The sequence below is a fragment of the Flavobacterium sp. Root935 genome, from assembly GCF_001429295.1.
Classification (GTDB): Bacteria; Bacteroidota; Bacteroidia; order Flavobacteriales; family Flavobacteriaceae; genus Flavobacterium.
Genome location: NZ_LMJL01000001.1, coordinates 112,074 through 131,151 on the forward strand (window position 1 = coordinate 112,074; position 19,078 = coordinate 131,151).

18 protein-coding genes are annotated in these 19,078 nt (G+C 29.7%); all 18 read right to left on the minus strand.

What is annotated here, in order from left to right; all coding sequences use genetic code 11:
• Positions 1-15 precede the first annotated feature (15 nt).
• Positions 16-897: a hypothetical protein gene (locus tag ASE40_RS00525; RefSeq protein WP_057114865.1), complete on the minus strand. Its 882-nt coding sequence runs from the start codon at positions 895-897 to the stop codon at positions 16-18.
• Positions 897-2,330, minus strand: coding sequence for an MBOAT family O-acyltransferase (locus ASE40_RS00530; RefSeq protein ID WP_057114866.1), 1,434 nt, complete (start codon positions 2,328-2,330; stop codon positions 897-899). The genes ASE40_RS00525 and ASE40_RS00530 overlap by 1 nt, the downstream gene beginning before the upstream one ends.
• A 6-nt stretch (positions 2,331-2,336) precedes the next feature.
• On the minus strand, positions 2,337-3,734 hold the full coding sequence (locus ASE40_RS00535; RefSeq protein ID WP_057114867.1) for a hypothetical protein: 1,398 nt from the start codon (positions 3,732-3,734) through the stop codon (positions 2,337-2,339).
• 41 nt (positions 3,735-3,775) lie between these two features.
• The gene (locus tag ASE40_RS00540) at positions 3,776-4,597 is read right to left on the minus strand and encodes a polysaccharide pyruvyl transferase family protein (protein ID WP_057114868.1); all 822 of its coding nucleotides are present in this window, start codon (positions 4,595-4,597) and stop codon (positions 3,776-3,778) included.
• 4 nt (positions 4,598-4,601) lie between these two features.
• Positions 4,602-5,477 (minus strand): N-acetylneuraminate synthase family protein, encoded by an 876-nt coding sequence (locus ASE40_RS00545; protein WP_057114869.1) that lies wholly within the window; start codon positions 5,475-5,477, stop codon positions 4,602-4,604.
• Positions 5,464-6,630, minus strand: a complete 1,167-nt coding sequence (locus ASE40_RS00550) for an acylneuraminate cytidylyltransferase (RefSeq protein ID WP_057114870.1) — start codon at positions 6,628-6,630, stop codon at positions 5,464-5,466. The genes ASE40_RS00545 and ASE40_RS00550 overlap by 14 nt, the downstream gene beginning before the upstream one ends.
• 42 nt (positions 6,631-6,672) lie before the next feature.
• The gene (locus ASE40_RS00555) at positions 6,673-7,299 is read right to left on the minus strand and encodes a hypothetical protein (RefSeq protein ID WP_057114871.1); all 627 of its coding nucleotides are present in this window, start codon (positions 7,297-7,299) and stop codon (positions 6,673-6,675) included.
• A complete protein-coding gene (locus tag ASE40_RS00560) occupies positions 7,299-8,351 on the minus strand; it encodes a glycosyltransferase family 2 protein (RefSeq protein ID WP_057114872.1) in 1,053 nt (350 codons plus the stop codon). The genes ASE40_RS00555 and ASE40_RS00560 overlap by 1 nt, the downstream gene beginning before the upstream one ends.
• A gap of 15 nt (positions 8,352-8,366) precedes the next feature.
• The gene (locus ASE40_RS00565; RefSeq protein ID WP_057114873.1) at positions 8,367-9,146 is read right to left on the minus strand and encodes a glycosyltransferase family 2 protein; all 780 of its coding nucleotides are present in this window, start codon (positions 9,144-9,146) and stop codon (positions 8,367-8,369) included.
• Positions 9,147-9,182: 36 nt separating this feature from the next.
• Positions 9,183-10,040, minus strand: a complete 858-nt coding sequence (locus ASE40_RS00570; protein WP_057114874.1) for a glycosyltransferase family 2 protein — start codon at positions 10,038-10,040, stop codon at positions 9,183-9,185.
• A 3-nt stretch (positions 10,041-10,043) separates the two neighbouring features.
• Positions 10,044-11,030, minus strand: coding sequence for a glycosyltransferase family 2 protein (locus ASE40_RS00575; RefSeq protein WP_057114875.1), 987 nt, complete (start codon positions 11,028-11,030; stop codon positions 10,044-10,046).
• A 7-nt stretch (positions 11,031-11,037) separates the two neighbouring features.
• Positions 11,038-12,075 (minus strand): hypothetical protein, encoded by a 1,038-nt coding sequence (locus ASE40_RS00580; protein ID WP_057114876.1) that lies wholly within the window; start codon positions 12,073-12,075, stop codon positions 11,038-11,040.
• The gene (locus ASE40_RS00585) at positions 12,072-12,911 is read right to left on the minus strand and encodes a polysaccharide pyruvyl transferase family protein (protein WP_057114877.1); all 840 of its coding nucleotides are present in this window, start codon (positions 12,909-12,911) and stop codon (positions 12,072-12,074) included. The genes ASE40_RS00580 and ASE40_RS00585 overlap by 4 nt, the downstream gene beginning before the upstream one ends.
• The gene (locus ASE40_RS00590; protein ID WP_057114878.1) at positions 12,908-13,813 is read right to left on the minus strand and encodes a glycosyltransferase; all 906 of its coding nucleotides are present in this window, start codon (positions 13,811-13,813) and stop codon (positions 12,908-12,910) included. Before ASE40_RS00590 ends, ASE40_RS00585 begins: the two co-directional genes overlap by 4 nt.
• On the minus strand, positions 13,803-15,083 hold the full coding sequence (locus tag ASE40_RS00595) for an ABC transporter ATP-binding protein (RefSeq protein WP_057114879.1): 1,281 nt from the start codon (positions 15,081-15,083) through the stop codon (positions 13,803-13,805). The genes ASE40_RS00590 and ASE40_RS00595 overlap by 11 nt, the downstream gene beginning before the upstream one ends.
• A complete protein-coding gene (locus ASE40_RS00600) occupies positions 15,083-15,946 on the minus strand; it encodes an ABC transporter permease (protein ID WP_057114880.1) in 864 nt (287 codons plus the stop codon). The genes ASE40_RS00595 and ASE40_RS00600 overlap by 1 nt, the downstream gene beginning before the upstream one ends.
• A 133-nt stretch (positions 15,947-16,079) precedes the next feature.
• On the minus strand, positions 16,080-18,047 hold the full coding sequence (locus ASE40_RS00605) for a polysaccharide biosynthesis protein (protein WP_057114881.1): 1,968 nt from the start codon (positions 18,045-18,047) through the stop codon (positions 16,080-16,082).
• An 81-nt stretch (positions 18,048-18,128) separates the two neighbouring features.
• Positions 18,129-19,013 (minus strand): glucose-1-phosphate thymidylyltransferase RfbA, encoded by an 885-nt coding sequence (rfbA, locus tag ASE40_RS00610; protein ID WP_057114882.1) that lies wholly within the window; start codon positions 19,011-19,013, stop codon positions 18,129-18,131.
• Positions 19,014-19,078 lie beyond the last annotated feature (65 nt).

Here is a 19,078-nt window from a genome sequence, read left to right on the forward strand (position 1 = left end):
TCTAAAAAAGGAATTTTACTTCTTGAAAAAATCGTTAATTATTCTACCAGTAAATAATCTAGCGCCTTCACTTGTCATATGTCCACATGAAGAAAAGTATTTATTTTCGACCACTACATTTTCATAATTGTGAATTTCAGGATAGGCTTTTTTTACTTTATCAAAATAATTCATTCCAACCAAATTTTCGCACATTGGTGTCATAACTGCGATAAAATTGATGTTGTTTTTTTTACAAATATGCTTAATCTCCTCATAGTATTTATTATGAGGCAACGGATTTAGATTGACGATATTGTTCTTCATATTTCCGTTTTTGTGCTTCTCTAACGGATAAAATCCTAAATTATCTAAAGCATTTGTTTTCTCATTTTCAGCGATTTTATAAACTTCACGGAAACCAATTTTAGAATCGAATTTTATATATCTGTAAAAAGGGATATAGTATAACTCATTAAAATTTTCTTCTGTCAAAAAATGTTCTTTTATTGCATTTGAACAATGAATATACGGTAAAAATTTTGCAGCAACTCCTTCAGATTCTTGATCGTTTGAAAGATTAAGATCTGCCTCTAGAATTACATTTTTGATTTCGTATTTTCTTTCAATCATTAATTTTAACATCAATGAAGCTTCAAACAAATGTCCACCACTCATTCCATAATTAAAGGTCTTTAATCCTTTTTCTTCAAACATTTGTGATACGAAATGATTATTAGCCCTTGAAGAGCCTAAAATAACGACATCATATTTTTCTTTTTTCGAATTTACTACGGCTTCGATTTTTCCTCTATTTTTTGACTGCATAAATACATAAGTATATAATCCGTCTAAAAGAACAGCAACCAAAATCGTTACAATTAAAATTTTGAATATATAGAGTAAAAACTTCTTCATTAGAATTGAAAATAAATAAATTCTTTATAATCAGAATAAGTTCCAAAAGCGATAATGGCTAAAATTGCTAATGCCATTTTTAACAAGCTTCTTTTTCCTGAAATGGGTTCCACTTTCATTCTGTTATTCCATTCAACCAAAACAAATACACCAATCATTAATAATAATTCATAATTATAGCGCTCATTATCTAAATACTGAAAAGCAAAATCTCGACTGGTGAATATTCGTTTTAAATATAAAACAGCATCCGTAATTGTTTTTGCTCTAAAAAAGACCCAAGCAACGCAAGTCAATAAAAAAGTAGTAAGTATGCTGAATAATACTCTTATAGAATCTAGATTCCATTTTAAAACAACTGAATCTATATTGTTTCTATTGCTATTAGATAATAATAATGGAAGGAAATAGACAGCATTAATAAATCCCCACACGATATAAGTCCAATTGGCTCCATGCCAAAAACCGCTGACAATAAAAATAATGAAAGTATTTCTTATTTTCATCCAAAGTCCGCCTTTACTTCCGCCCAGAGGAATGTATAAATAATCTCTAAACCAAGATGAAAGTGAAATATGCCAGCGACGCCAAAACTCTGCAATATCTCTTGAAAAATAAGGATAATTGAAGTTTCGCAATAAATCTAAGCCAAATAATTTAGAAACTCCGAGTGCTATATCTGAATATCCTGAAAAGTCTCCGTAAATCTGAAAAGCAAAATAAATAGCTCCTAGAATTAGAGAAAATGAATTCATTGAAGGATAGTTGTCAAAAATAGCATTTGCATAAACTGCGCAAGTATCTGCTATAACCACTTTTTTAACTAAACCCCAAATAATTTGATAAATTCCTTCTTTGGCTGTTTCATAGTTAAACTCTCTTTTAACTTTTACCTGAGGCAGTAAGTGAGTAGCTCTTTCTATAGGTCCTGCTACCAAAAGTGGAAAATAACTCACAAATAAGGAATAATCAACAAAGTTATATTCTGCTTTTATTCTTTTGTAATAAATATCTATAACATAAGATAATCCGTGGAAAGTATAAAATGAAATTCCGACAGGCAAAATTACATTTAATAAAATTGGACTTGCTTTGAAACCAAAAGCGGTAAACATTTCTGCAAAAGAATTTGCAAAGAAATTATAGTATTTAAAAATCCCTAAGAAACCTAAATTCACTAAAATACTAAGCCAAAACCAAAATTTCCGGCTTTTTTCTGAATTACTTTTTTCAATCTGAATTCCAGTGAAATAATCTAAAAAAGTAGAAAATACTAATAAGAAAAGAAATCTCCAGTCCCAGCAAGAATAGAAGTAATAACTCGCAACAATTAATAAAGCATTTTGTGTGCTTTTGTTTTTATTGAATACAAACCAATAAAGAAAAAAAACTATTGGTAAAAATATGGCAAATGCCAAAGAATTAAAAAACATAAAATATTACTTTGTTAAAATGGCATTTAAGCTTTCCCAAATGTTTTGTGAAGCCTGCGTAGGATTTGGTCCAACAATAATTTCAAACCATTTTTTACTTTCTTTTACACTAGAAATATTTCCATCAATTATATCTTTAACAATTGAGGTTAGATCTTTTTTATCTCTCACCCACAAAGCCGCATCTTCTGATGGTTTTGATCTAAAATGAATATACTTGTAATTTTGTCCGATATCTCGAATTCCTTTTTTTAATTGAGGTTGCTCGTAATCAAAAAACAGACATGATTTATCATGAGCAGAAAAATCAAAGACCATTGAAGACGCAATGTTGCCAACGAATTCAGTATATTCACAAATATTAGCCTGCAGTGCAAAATCTTCTTTAGTAGGCATAATTTCATCCCAGCTTTGTCCAACTGGGCTCCATAAAGGATCTATACTCGTAATTACATCTTTATATTTTTTTAAAACCTCATCATAGCGATCTGTAAAATCTACAGGACATTTTCTATAAATAATTCCTAAAGAATATCCGTCCTTATTTAACTCTTTAACAGACAATGCCAAATCTTCAAGATAATATTGATCTAAAGGAGATGTAACAATATCATCGCCAGAATAGCAGATGTATTTTTTATTAGGATCTAGGTTATAAGATTTATAAAAATCTTCTTTTGACTGCAAAAGGCTTTTGTCAAAATGACTTTCAAATTGTGGAGTTCCCGTTACAAAAATTTGATTTTCATTTACATATGGGCAATACATTAAAACCTCTTTTTTCATGTATTCACTCCACACAAAATAGTAATCTGTTTCTACAAGAGTTGTTGCTTTTGGAAGATTGTCCCAAGAAAAAATAAACGTTCCTGTTGGGATTCCTAAATCTTGAGCTGCCAAAATTGATGAAATTGCTTGTGTTGGACGCTGATTGGTACAAAAGACAAAATCTGGCTTATGAGCTTCTAGCTGTTTTTTACTTTCTCTATATTTATTTGTAGTGCGTTCTGCTTTTTTTATTTGATTTCGAACAAAATTTATTCCTTTTTTATTAGATCCAAAAGCTGTTAATGCATCTACCATTAAACTTTTAACTAAATTATTTAGGCCTTTGTAAGATTGAGGAAAATTATATGTGTTGTAAACAACTTCATTAAACTTTTTATCAAAAAAATTCAACTCCATTCTTTTACGAGAACGACTATAAACCAAAGTTAAAGGATGTAGGGATTTCTCTTTAATCTGCAACTCTTTGAAACCTAACTTTTCGGTAATAGAAAATGGAGTATTATTCCAATAAGTAATATCAAACCCACTTTTCTCTCCTATTTCTTTAAAAGAAGTTAAGGCAAAATTTCTAAGTCCAACGCCGTCTGGCAAAAAGATAAATATGTTTTTTTTCATTTAAAATAAGAGGCTAAAAAAATCTGCAGTTTAATAAAGTATTATTTTTTAAAAGGACAAACATTCAAAAGTCCATCGCATAATTGATCTATAATTTCTCGTTTAGGAAGATTCGGAAGTTCTTTAAAAAGATTTTCTAATTCTGAATTAGAAAATTTTTCAAGTCTAATTTCAGGTTTAACAAAAGGCAGCTGGACAGATTCAAAATAATCTTGATATTTAATATCATCTCCGAATACTTTTTCTGAAAACTTCTGCCAAACAGCGGGAATATTATATGCATGAGCTACTATAACTCCATGAAGGGAAGATGATACTATTTTTTCACATTGGAGAAATTCTATTGTTTTTGCTTCAATATCATTTGTCATTAAATCTATAAGCAGTACTTCTGGATTATCTGTAAACCAATTTTGAACTAGTCTATAATCATTATAGTGAGGTATAAAACCGTATTTATATTTTTTTTCTATTGTTGGATTAAAATATCTCGGCAATAATAATGCTGGATCTCCATAAACTTCAGGAACATCATAAGAAAGATCTAAAAGAAATTTTCTTGTTTGCGGACCTCGTACAGCTAAAAAAACTGCCTTTTTTATTTTTATATTTTGATCTATAATTCCACTTCCCCAAACAATACATTTATGATTTGCATTTGCCAAAACACTTCCGACAGTTACATAAATTGGAATTATGTAATCTAGCAATGAGAACTTTTTTGGCCACGCAAAAACAACTTTTTTTGAAGAGATTTTTTCTACTAGATATTTTCCAACAAGATCTCCATAATTTTCTCTTTTTTTACCTTGAATGATTTTTTCATTCCACCAAAAAAGCCTAATTGTATTTGAGAAAAACATATTATTAAACCTTTTTGTTTTTTAGTTTATCTCTTTGAATTTGTTCAATTGGTAAAATATCAGAGGACTTAAAAGCTAATGCTTGATAAACTGCATTTAAATCACGAGTAAGTTTACGCAATCCCATTGGTTCCAAAGAAGCCGCATGATCTGTACCCTTCCAAGTTCTGTCTAAAGTATAATGTCTTTCTATAATATTGGCTCCTAAAGTATAAGCTGCAATATCAACGGCAATACCCAAATGATGTCCTGAAAAGCCAATATGTTTGACTTTATGTTCGTATTTTTGTTTTAAAATATTAATATCCAAAAGACATACATCTTCAAAAGGAACGGGATATCCTGATGTACAATTGTATAAAACTAAATCTTTGTTTCGTTGTTTTTGTGTAAAGAATTCAACTAAAGTATCTGTTTCTTCTTTAGTAGTCATTCCAGTAGAAATATGAATCTCACCTGAATAATTGTCACTTAGCCAGCCCAGCATTTCAAAATTATTATTGCAGGCAGAAGGAATTTTAATAAAATCTGGATTTAACGAAGCAATTTCTTTTGCAGATGTTGTATCCCAAACTGATGTGGAATATGTAATTCCGATTTCATCACAATACGTTTTTAATTCTCTGTGCTGCTCAAGATCAAATTCTAAAAATTCTCTGTGTTCTCCATAAGTTTCACCATATGAATTAGAGAAATTTGGATGTGGCGCATTATATTGTTCTTCTGTTAGAAGCTCTTTATTATTACGCTTTTGGAATTTAACTGCATCTGCGTTTCCGAAGATTTTGGCTATTTTAATTAACTCTTTGGCTATTTCCATTTCACCTTTATGATTACATCCAATTTCTGCAATCACATAAGGTTTCTTAAATTCCTTCATAACGTTTGTTGTACTTTATTAAAATTTCACAAGTTTCTCTTATTGCACCAGCGCCAGATTGATGTGTCAAAATATAATCTGCATTTGCTTTAACAATTTCTATTGCATCTGCAGGTGTAAACGACCATCCGACACTGCAAATATTGGCCAAATCATTTACATCATCTCCCACATATGAAACGGCGCCAAAACTACTATTTCTCTCGGAAAGAAAATGTGTTAAAAACGAAAACTTATCTTTTATTCCTAAAAAAGTATGTTTAATCTGCAATTTCTTCATTCTCTGCGCAACTAACTCAGAATTTTCTGAGGTCATTACCACAACTTCAATATTATTTTGTCTTAATATTTCTAATCCCATTCCGTCGCGCATGTCGAATTTTTTTGCCATTTCGCCATTTGCGTCATAATAAACACATCCATCAGTAAAAACGCCATCAACATCTAAAACCAAATAGTCAATACGTTGGTGTACTTTCTTTTTCTTCTGACGATCTGCCAAGAGTTTTTCAATAATATCCCAATCTGACAAACTATCAATCTCTACAAGAGACTCTTCGTCCATTTTTACTAGACCAATTGAACCGCTAACTCTATTTTTTGAATTTAAAAAAGCTTCTTTATTTGTTGCATATACGGCTCCGTTTTCAATCAACAATCCATCAAAATCTTGGCGTCTTGGTCTTTTAAAAACATCATAATTTTGAGGAGTTCCATCTGAATTCCATGTGAATCGATGTGTATTTACGACTGTCAAAGCCGATTCTTTTTTATTAACAAGAATTTCGTTTAACGTTGCATTAATATCTTGAGCTTTTGTAATTGGTGAGGTTGCCTGTAATAAACATAAAATATCAAAATCATTATTTATCAATTCTGCGAATTCGAGCATAGCACTTTCTGTAGATGCTGTATCAGAAGCATTTTCATCATTTCGTAAAAGAGTTTTTACTTTTGGGGTCCAAAAATATTCTCTTTTAATATAATCTATAATTTCTTGATCATCTGTAAAAATGTAAACTTCATCTAATTCTGAGAAAATAGCTTCTGTTAGAACCCATGAAAAAAGTGGTCTTCCAAGCATCTTCTTTTTATTTTTTCCTGGGATCCCTTTTGAATTTTTACGAAGTGGAATTATGGCTGTTTTTTTCATAACTTTATTATTTAAAAAAATTAGTCTGTTTCAGACTAATACTTAGTTTTGTGATCCCGAAGTATTTGATTTCTTTATCAGATTAAAAATTGACTGCTTTCTCCATTCTGCATAATTTTCAATTTCAAAACCATGTTTTTTGAAAATTTCAATCAGTTCGTTGTATGTATAATCACTTAGCCAACCGTTTTTTTCTCTTGTCAATGTAACAATATCAGAACAGCAATAAGAAACAACAACTTGTTTAATGTCTTTAGAAATAATTTCGAAAACCCTATCAATATCATAAACATATTCTAAAACACCACTGAAAACCACTGCTTGATATTTTGAAAAATCGATATCTATTGTCCCGTTTAAATCACAAACTACGGTTTCATCAAATCTCTTTACGATATCAGAGGGCGTATAACTTCTATAGTTTGAAAGATATTTTTTTAAGAACATATTACCAGCGCCAAATTCAATTATATCTGAATCAAGCGCAATAAAATCTCCTAGAATTGCCGTTCTTTCATTCCAATCTATAAATAATTCATTTTTGTCCTGCCATCTTTCAATATCAGATTTTTTCTCATTTCTGATTTGGCTGGTTGATTCCTCAATTTTATGTACTCTCGAATCTATATTTTTTATGCCCTTCAGTATTTTTAGTATTTTCTCTATCATTATAGTTTTATTTTTAGACAAATTTTGTTTTCATTTATAAAATATTGATATGGTGCATTTCTGCAAAATGAAATTATGACTTCTAAAAGCAAATTGTTTATTATTTGAAAATCGTAGTATTCCGTATACTTTCTCCCTATAAATCTTTTGATTAAGTTTTTCGTTTTATTCTCATTCACAGTTTTTTTGATTTCGATTTCTGCAATTGAATTTTTCAAATCAATCAACGTGCCTCGAAGCAAAGCATCGACTGCCGCTTTTTCATTTGTTATGGAAATAAAAACATTAGGATTCTCCAAAGATTGATAATCATCCGGATTCGGAATTACTCCCCAATCAAAGTTAAGATTGGCCTTGCTTTTTTTTAATTTATCGGCTTGTAAAAGATATCTAGAATTAATTTTTTCTAATGAAGTATGAAAACCTGTTTTATTTTGAACTGAACGATAAACTTTAGGATGCCATTGATGCAGCATCAAAATTTCCTTATCATAGTATTCAACTGATATGCCCAGATTTTTTAACCTGACATGCATATCTGTATCTTCTGATCCCCAGCCATGGTAAAATTCGTCAAATCCGTTTATCTGCTTAAGCAAATCCGTTGGGTACAAAGTCATGCCCGTAGCATTCTCTGTCGAATTAAAACTAATTTTGTATTCTTCAAATGAACCGTTTTGATGACCTTGATTTTTATCTAAAAAACCAACTTGAAAATATTTTACTGCCTTCTCATTTTTAAGTTCAAAAAGTCTGTTTACAAAATTAGGATGATAGATCATGTCTATATCTCCAACGAAAAAGAAGTCAGTCTTACATTGTTTAAGGGCAATATTAATGGCTCTGCATTTATTCCAAAGCTGTCTTGAAACTGGACAGTCAATAAAATTTATTTTAGAATAAGAATGTACCAATTCTTTTAAACTGACTAAATAGTTTTTATCAGAACCATAATCTACAAAAAACAATTCAAATTGATCATTAGACTGATTTTTGAGCGAGTCTAAACATTTCTTCACAATGTTTAAATCGCGATTTCGATTGGTTAGCACAATTGATATCAACTTCTAGAATTTTTTTGGCTTATTTAAAATGAATTTTATCGCAAAACAGAATCTTAAAAACGCATAATATAAATCTATTATAAAATTTTTTATTAAAAAAAACAAAGAGCCAATGAGACCTTTAAGGACAGATAAAAATTTTATATCTATATGCCAGAGCTGGTAATTGCCAATCATATCATTCTTAAATCGAAAAAAAACTTGTTTTCTGGTTCTTTTGATTTCATAATGAAAAATCGATTCAACAAATTCAATATCATAACCTTCGGCCAAAACTCTTTTCGACCATTCTTTATCTTCAAAAGTGGCTACGTCATTTCTAAAATTATGTTTTTCCCAAACATCTCTATTAAAAGCGGATCCTGAAAAAATCAGTCCCGATTTGTTTGGATCAACTTTAGCTGAAACATTATTTATAAAATTCCTATAATCGTTTGTACTATGGAGACATCTTAAACCTGCCAGATTCTGATTTTGAAGAAATTTTGACTTTATAAGTTTAAAAAAGTCATGGCTGACCGGATAAGAATGAGCACTAAAAATAACGACAATTTTTTGACTTGCCTCCTTTGCAGCTAAATTGGCACTGCCTCCGTAACTAAAGTTTTTAATAGAAACAAATCTGCCTTTATACTGCTCAGTAACATCTTTACTTCTATCTGTTGATAAGTTGTCAATTACAATAATTTCATGAATATCATCAGCATATCTTTCCGTTAAATTTTTCAATAAAAATGATAATGCTTCTGCCTGATTTTTATTTCTGATAACAACTGAAATCATAAAGTTTTATTTAGTAATGAAGTCGAAAATTTGGGGTTATTTATATAATTTCAGTTTACTTTTAAAAAATCTTAAAGGCTTAGTTATAATCCTGCCGATTTTATATTCTAGAGATTTTTTAATTTTTTGCTCGCTTGTTTTATATCGTTTTAATAAAAAAATAAAATAATACAAAGTCATATCAAAATTCTCAATATAAATTTCTTTGTGCTTTGTATATACATACTCTATATTGCTTTCAACATGATTCGCTAAAGTGTCGGTAAGCATTGATTTTTTCGATTTACGGTAAAAAAACAAAAACTCTTCTATAAATTTGAACTTCCAACCTCTCTTTGTAATATTAATCCAAAACTCCCAATCTTCGAAGCCTTTTTTCATGTTCTCGTCATAACCGCCAACTTCTTCCCAACATTTTTTTCTGTATAAAGAAGACGCCGTTAAAATATTTTCATACATTAAATCATTGCAATTGGAACCTTTAGCTTTTTCTTTATAAAAAACATTGTTTATGTTGTCTCTAAAAAATTCTCTATAGCTGGACACTATCGCTAGAGATTCATCATTGTGCAGTTCTGGCACTAATTTTAATAAATAATTTTTATGCAAAATATCATCTGAGTCGAGGGCTAGAATAAATTCTCCATTAGAAATTTTAATCCCTGCATTTCTTGCACTTGATAACCCGCCATTCTCTTTAAAAAGATATTTGAATCGGCTGTCTTTACCGCACCAATCTAAAGCAATTTCTTCAGTATTATCGGGGCTCCCATCATTAACAATAATACATTCCCAATAATTATAAGTTTGGTCTAGCACTGACTGCAGGGTTTCTGTTAAAAAATGAGCCTGTTTATAACAAGGAACAACTACTGATACTAAGACTGTTTCCATTAATTAATTATTAATAACTTTTTTCAAATGATTTCTAAATGCATTCATGCCTATTCCTTTAATTTTAAATAGCTTGCTATTAAGAAAAAACATTAAACTAAATAGAAATCTTTTTTGCTTAAAGCTATACAACTTTGATTTTAAGTACCATTTAAAAATTGCATTCGATTCCTTTTTGTTTTCTTCAAAATAAGGCATTACAAATTCAAGGATAATCTTACAGTTAAATTTTCGTAAATCTTCTTTATGGTTTACATTGGATATTAGATGCAAATGTATATTATTGAATACAATAAGGGCTTCTAACATATTACCAATAAAGTTATTCTTTAAAACCTTTTCATCATCCTGCCGATAATAATTATCTATTTTAAAATCTCTGTATATTTTTATCTCTTTAGACTGTGAAAGTACTTTAATATTAAAACTTAAATCCTGAAAACGCTTTAAATTTTCATCAAACTTACAATTTGTAATACTACTTTTTTTATAGAAGCATGCCATTATGGGCCAGGGAATTCTATAGCTCAAAAACATACTTAAATAATCTCCACTGTTCTTTATTTCTGGATCTTTATTAATAGAAAATGATTGTTTTACATTTTCAATAAAATAAGCAGTATCCCTAACTAATAAATCTATGGAAAGATCATCGACTACTATGCTAGCTCTTTCTTCCAGACAAAAAGATTCACAAATATCATCAGAATCTAAAAACATTACATATTCACCTTTACTTTTCTCTAACCCTAAATTTCTACAGGCATTAGCTCCTTTTAAATGATTATCTGGACGATAATAAAATTTAAAACGGTTATCTTTACTTAAATATTTATTAATTATGTCTTCTGTGTGATCTGTTGAACCATCATCAACAACAATGCATTCCCAATTTTGATAAGTTTGTGTAAAAATACTATCTAATGTTTCTGCAATGATATGTGCACGATTATAGGTTGGAATTATTATAGAAACCTTTACTGAGTTCATAGAGTTATTATATTCCCGAAGCAATTTTTTTTATTAAATTATCGAATTGAGCAGCTACGTTATTTGGATAAAAAGCTTCTAGAGCTATTGAATTAATTTTATGATTCTTTTTCTCTAACATTTTCACTCCCTCAATGATTGCTTTTTTTACTGATTTAGGAGAGTGAGGATTAAAAATAGGGAAATCAAACATTTCTAAATGCTCTTTTATATTTCCTTGATCTGGTCCAACAATCATTTTTCCATAAGTAAGTCCAAGAAAAATATTTCCAGAATTTAAAATCTCTATTCTGGGAACAAATACAATATCTGCAGCAGACATCATTAATGCTAATTCTAGATGACTTTGATACTCGTTTCGAAAAAAAAACTTTGGATCTATACTTTTTTTTAGGATTGGTCTGCTAAATATTTTTTTAAATTTATAATATCCAGGAAGCTTGTTCCAGATATTTTTTTTGTACATATTCGGAACAATTAGTATTTTCTTTTTATTTCTGATTGCTCCAAAAGCCGTCATAATCATTTTTTTTTCAGCTTTATTTCTAATTCTCCCAGGTGCAATAATCACTAATGCATCACTTTCGATTTTTAACAAGTTTCTTGCCTCGTATTCATTAAATACAGAAAAGGAATTGATATATAGCGGGTGCCTAACAAGGTAATGAACAGCATTTGTATACTGTTTTTCAAACATTTCCTTACTATACTCTCCTAAATGAATAAATACATCTGCATTTTCAGTAACAAGTTTGTACAATCTTTTATGATTTATATTGTATTCACTATGGGGTTTTAGGTTATGAACTGTATAAATAATTTTCGAATGTTTCTTCCAATATAAAAAAGCTCTCTCAAAATTATTTAGTTCTTCGAGAGAAAACGACTTCCAATTAAAAATGCTTTCAGGCCAATGAATATTTACAATCTCGAATGAAGAATCATAATTTAAATAATGATCAAATACAAATTCTGATGCGCTATATTTAATTATTTCATCAAAATAATTGTTTGCATCTTTGGGAAATGGCAAAAAAATTTTCATCTTTTATAATCAAAAATAAACCTTTCAACTTCTTTTTTCAATTGATCAATCTTACAATCAAAAACTTTATTTGAAGACAAATAAAATTTCCCTTTAGAATTAATCTTTTTTAATAGTTCAAAAAATTGAATTCTTCCAGAAACGAAGTTTGCAATTCTTGAATTTTTAAATAGCTTATCATTGATTTCTAGTATTTCAATTTCTTCAAAGATTTCCATTGAATAAAGCCAATCACACCATTTAATTTCAGATGTTAAAAGACTTTCATAACCATGTTTACCTAATCTCAATCTTTTCCAAGGAACTCTTAAGATATCTGCAATTATTGCCCCGTGCATAGCACCTGCAATAATTTTTTTGCTAGCGCCTATTTCTTCAAGTATATTTTCAATTGTATTATTAGGTAAAATAACATGTATACCTGTCAACTTTTCAAATAATTTCCAATTTATTATTTTAATATGTCTAAAATAAGGAATAATTGAACAATTATATTTTTTTTCTTGATTACTATAATTCTTTTCGAGTAAAGCTAAACAGTAAGCGCTATCTGTAATATAAGTTGCATTGTTTAAGTATTTAGAAGAAATTGGGCCTCTAACAAATCTTATATCTATATTTTCATTACAAGTAAACTGAAAATCCCGAATACCTGATCCAAAAATCACCTTTACTTGATTTCCTTTATTTAGTCTTCCATCTAATATAGAACCAATCCCGACAAAATCTATATTCTTGTCATAAGATTCAAAATCCCCAAAAAGTTTTTCCCAAATCCATGGATTTAAATCATCGCCAAAATTTCCAACTTGTGTCTTAAAATAGATTAAATTCATGAGAGCTTATTTTGGATATCAAAAATTCCTTTTTTCAATTGATTTGAATAATAAAATTGATCCCAAACTTCTCCTTTTAACAGTTCCTCCAGCTTGGGATTATCTTTTTGAACTAGAACTTCAGCACCGCACTTTCGCGCTTCAAGAACTGCTCTTTCACCTCCACCATCTACTTCCGCTGGGATATAAACTAATTTCGTTTGGTTTAAAATTATTGATAATTTTTCTTGGGAAACATAATCTAAGACATTAACCGATTCTTTTTCCAACTCATCAATAATCTGTTGGGAATCTTTTTCATTCTTATTTCCTATTACTAGTTTATTTTGCCCTGGTATTTTAAGAATTTCATTGTGTCTTTTATACGCTGTTAAAGCTCCTATGCTTACTACATCATATATTTTATCTAAATTTCTATTATGAAATACTTCAGAATTTATTCCAAAAGCATGATACACATATGGATGAGCAGCAATATATTCTTTATACCAATTGGTCTCGTACCACAAAATATCGTAAAAAAACATCCATTCTCTTTGTATGCTTTTTTTTGAGCATGATATCATAATACCTCGTGGTGTATTTAAACATTCAAGAGATCGAATATAACGATCAACAATCCAATTCCAACAACTTTTTACAATCAAAAAATCAAAAGCATTTAAATCTGTTGCCGTTGGCTTTTGATCTGCAAGATTAATCCAAGTAACATTAAATTCATCATCAAGTAATTTTACTGCACTTGTAAAACCATCGCTCCAATTATTATATTTTTCGGTATTGGTCTTCGGGATATAATAAATAACAGCTATTCTAGAAATTTCTTTTATCTGATAATTTCTAATTCTTTTTAGAATTTTCTTTTTTTGAATAAATCGAAGAATCTTGTCCTTAATTGACATTCCATTCAGCAGGATAAAATATTAAACTTTTCGATGATTTTTCTTTTGTAATAAAATGAAAATCTTTATTTGGCTTAGAAGGAAAAATTTCAAATTCCAGAAATTTCTCATGAAAATCAAGCAGTTCTTTACCATCAAGTACACTAATTGAAATGGTGTATACTCCATCTAATAAGTACAAATTTTGAGTTTTAATTTCTATGATCATATGACCACCTTTATTTTTAGGCAAAGGCTCTTCTATGTAGTCGTTACTTCTCCAAGTAATAATATTTACATTTGATAAATCACTTAATCTCAAACTAAATGTTGGATTTCTGATTAATGATTTTATATTTATTGAAACTCTAAAAATGATTTGTTCCCCTGATGAAAACTGGGTCATTAATTCTCGTTTATCATTTAAAATTTCAAAATAGTTTATTTTGGCTTTATATAATTCAGGTAATATAAATTCTTTAAAAGGAGCTATTTGAAGTTTAGAAGACAAATAAAAATTAATCCCTTTCTCAACATTTCCTTCAAATTCAATCCCTCCCTGATTCATTACTATAATTTTACTACATAATTCTTGCACAGCGGCCATATTATGACTAACAAATAAAACAGTCCTTCCTTCTCCCTTTGCAATTTCTTGCATTTTTCCAACTGCTTTCTTTTGAAATTCTGCATCGCCGACAGCTAAGACTTCGTCTACAATTAGAATTTCAGGTTCCAAAAAAGCTGCAACAGCAAATGCTAAACGAACTGTCATCCCAGAGCTATATCTTTTTACTGGCGTATCTATATAACGCTCACATCCTGAGAACTCGATAATTTCATCAAGTTTTGAAGTAATTTCTTTTTTGGTCATTCCTAAAATGGCACCGTTAAGAAATATATTCTCTCGTCCTGTCATTTCTCCATTAAATCCTGTCCCAACTTCTAATAAAGAAGCAATACGTCCTCTAGATTTAATACTTCCTGTTGTTGGCGCTGTAACCTTTGACAGAATTTTTAAAAGTGTAGACTTTCCAGCCCCATTCTTTCCAATAATCCCTAAAACTTCTCCTCGTTCAACTTCAAAATTAATGTCTTGCAAAGCCCAAACATAATCTGAAGTTCCTTTTGTACTACGATCATTTGTGTCTCCTACTTTTAAATACGGATCTTCTTTTCCTCGAATTTTATGCCACCATCGGTTAAAATCATGACTCAGAGTACCTGTTCCTACCTGTCCTAAACGATATTGTTTAGAAATATTTTCGGCTTTTAATATTATATCTTTCATTATACGGTATCTATAAAGCTTTTTTCTGTTCTATTAAAAACCAACAACCCAGATAAAAAAACAACTACTGTAACTGCCATTGTATATACTAACCCTAAAATTGATACACTACCAATATTTAAAAGCATATATCGAGAAGTTTCTATCACATACGCTAAAGGATTGTATTCAACAATCCAACCAAATTTTGGAAGTTTTTCTTTTATCAATTCCATTGGATACATTACGGCAGATACATACATTAAAAGCTGTACTCCAAAACCAACTAAATTATTTAAATCTCTATATTTTGTAACCATTGAAGAAATCATCATCCCCAAACCTAACCCTAAAATTCCCATAAATGAAATTAAAATTGGGAAAAATAATATAGATATATTTAGTTGTAAATGTGCTCCTTGAAAATAAAAGAAAATGTAAAAGAAAATAAATATTCCAAATTGAATTCCAAATTTGATTAAATTCGAAATCACTATAGATAACGGAGTAATAATTCTGGGGAAATAAACCTTACCGAATATTCCTGCATTAGACTTAAAAGTATCTGATGTTCCTGTAAAGCAAGCTGTAAAATAATTCCAGACCATAATTCCTGCAAGATTAAATAAGAATGGCGGTATAGTTCCAGTTTTAATTCCAGCGACATTATTGAATATGATGGTAAAAGTTACAGAAGTAAACAAAGGTTGTATTAGATACCAAAGCGGTCCTAAAATAGTCTGTTTATAAACTGTAATTATGTCACGCTTTACAAAAAGCATTAATAAATCACGGTATTGCCAAATCTCCTTAAAGTTTAAGGAGAAAAATTTATTCTTGGGTGTTATTTCAAACAACCAGTTATTTGTGTTTTTAGAATCCATTTAAAAAGAACTACAATGTCTTGTTTTTATAAAATTAACAAGATTTTTAACATTTTAGAATTTGTTTAAAAATACCAAAAGGTGTTTATTAAAAACACCTTTTGATTATATTTGTTGATATTTTATTTTAATATTACTTATCTAAAACCTCAAAAGTAGAATTCATACTCTTAAACTCTGGAACAATTTTTTTCATTTTAGATACTATGTCGTCATTTTCATAAAAATCGGCAATTCCAATAAGTTCATCAACATCATTATGTAAATTTTCATACTCATCTTGTATTTCCTGAGCAATCATGATTTTATTATGATATGTTGGAAGAGTCTTCGAAGTATCATTTAATAATTCTTCGTATAACTTTTCACCAGGTCTTAAACCTACAATTTTTATTTTTATTTCTTTATCTGGTATAAAACCAGCCAATTTGATCATTTTCTTAGCCAAATCAATTATACGGACAGGTTTACCCATATCAAATATATAAATCTCACCTCCGTTACCCATTGCTCCAGCTTCTAATACAAGTTGACAAGCTTCAGGAATTGTCATGAAATAGCGAATAATATCTTGATGAGTAATAGTAACTGGTCCACCTTCGGCAATTTGCTTAGTAAATAATGGAACCACCGAACCATTTGAACCTAAAACGTTACCAAATCGAGTTGTAATAAATTTTGTACCACCCTCAACATTTTCTTTTTGATTTTTCAAGAATAAAGACTGCACATATTTTTCAGCAATACGTTTACTTGCCCCCATTACATTACTTGGGTTAACAGCTTTATCGGTAGAAACCATAACAAATTTTTTAACATTGTACTTACATGCTAAGTCTGCTAAATTTTTAGTTCCTTTAATATTGGTTTGAATAGCCTGAGAAGGATTTTCTTCCATTAAAGGCACATGTTTATATGCCGCCGCGTGGAAAACAACATGTGGGTTATAACTTTTAAATACTTTTTCTAAGGCTTTTTTGCTTCTAACATCAGCAATTACTGCTACAATCTTTGCGCTCAAATTCATAGCTTGAGTCTCTAAACACAAATTATGTAACGGTGTTTCTGCATGATCCAGAATAATGACATTCTTTGGATTAAAATTCAGCACCTGTCTTACAATTTCACTTCCGATCGAACCAGCCGCTCCAGTAATCAAAATTGTTTTATCTTTTAATTGTTTAGAAATTGATTTACTATCTAGAACGATCGGTTTTCGTTCTAATAAATCTTCAATCTGAATATTCTTAACTTTTTGAGAAATTTCCTTTTGATTTTCCCAATCCGAAATTAATGGGACAGTGTAAACTCTGTAATTAAATTCTAAACATTGATCAACTATAATTAATTGCTCCTCCTTGCTCAAACTTTTATCTGCGATGATTACACCTTCCGCAGCAACAGATCTCATTAATGCAGGAAGTTTTTTTCTTAAAATTAAGATAGGAAGATCCAGCATACGTTTAGATGCATTCTGGTTGTTTTTATCTACAAATCCTACGATTTTAAATCGTGAAGGAGTTTCAAACTTAAGAGCATTAGCTACTGAAATTGCATTCGCATCGGTACCATAAATTACCGTTCTAACCAATTTAGTTGTCGCTTTTTCTGAAAAGTACATCTCAAATGTCTGTTTTACAACTACACGGTATAAAAATAATCCACAAAAAGATAAAACCAAATTAATAAAAAGTGCAGTATTCAAAAACGCTTTATGTCCCGTATACAGTTCAAAAACTAAATTTATAAATAAGAAAAAAACCAGCACTGACATTTGAGAAAAAAGCAGTTTAATTGCATCTATATAAGAAGAATGCCTGATAATTCCCGAATAGGTTCTAAAAAGCCAAAAGAAAAATATATTTACTAGTATTAAACTTGTGACAAAATAAAAATCATGTGATGTAATAATATAACCTATTGCAGTACCTTCAAAAAGCAAATAAGTAAAAGAAAATGAAAAAAACAAAACCATTACATCAATAGCAATGATAATCCACCTAGGCAGATAGCTCAGATTATTAATGTTTGCTCTAAGATTTCTTGGCGAAAAAGTTCTATACAACAAAGAAGTTATATTATTTGGTTTATCTGTATTCAATTGAGCTTTATTTAATCTTGTAATTTGTACATATACAAAAATACAAATTAAAGGTTTTAAATAATTATTTATAGATGTAAATTAAATTTTAACACCTTTTTTCTTTTGTTTTAAAAAATCTATGAGATACTTACCATATCCTGATTTAACTAATGGTAATGCTAATTCTTCAAGCTGGTCATCATTAATAAATCCTTGTCTCCAAGCGATTTCTTCAATACATCCAACCTTTAGGCCTTGCCTTTCTTCTAAAACTTGAACAAATTGACCTGCCTGCATTAAACTGTTAAAAGTTCCTGTATCCAGCCATGCTGTCCCTCTGCTTAGTATTCCCACTTTTAACTGACCTTTTTCAAGATAAACTTTATTTACATCAGTAATCTCATATTCACCTCGTGCACTTGGATTAATATTTTTAGCGATCTCAACAACGGAATTGTCATAAAAATACAAACCTGGCACAGCATAATTAGATTTTGGTTGTAAAGGTTTTTCTTCAATAGAAATAGCATTTTTATTCTCGTCAAATTCTACCACCCCATATCTTTCAGGGTCGGAAACGTGGTAAGCGAAAACAACTCCTCCATCTGGATTAGCATTATCCTTTAATAATTGCTGCATGTTTGTTCCAAAGAAAATATTATCTCCTAGTACTAAAGCAACTTTATCACTACCAATAAATTCTTCACCTATTACAAAAGCTTGAGCTAGGCCATTTGGATTTGGCTGCTCAGCATAACTAAATTTACACCCAATTGTACTTCCATCTCCCAATAATTTTTTAAAATGTGGCAAATCATGAGGAGTTGAAATAATTAAAATCTCATTTATTCCTGCCATCATTAAAGTTGACAACGGATAATAGATCATAGGTTTATCATAAACCGGCATTAATTGTTTACTTACTGCTAATGTCAATGGGTGCAATCTTGTGCCAGAACCTCCAGCTAATATTATTCCTTTCATAAACTTAATTTTAGATTGTAGATTGTAGATTTTAGATGTTTAATTTTTCAAACCTCTAGAATTCT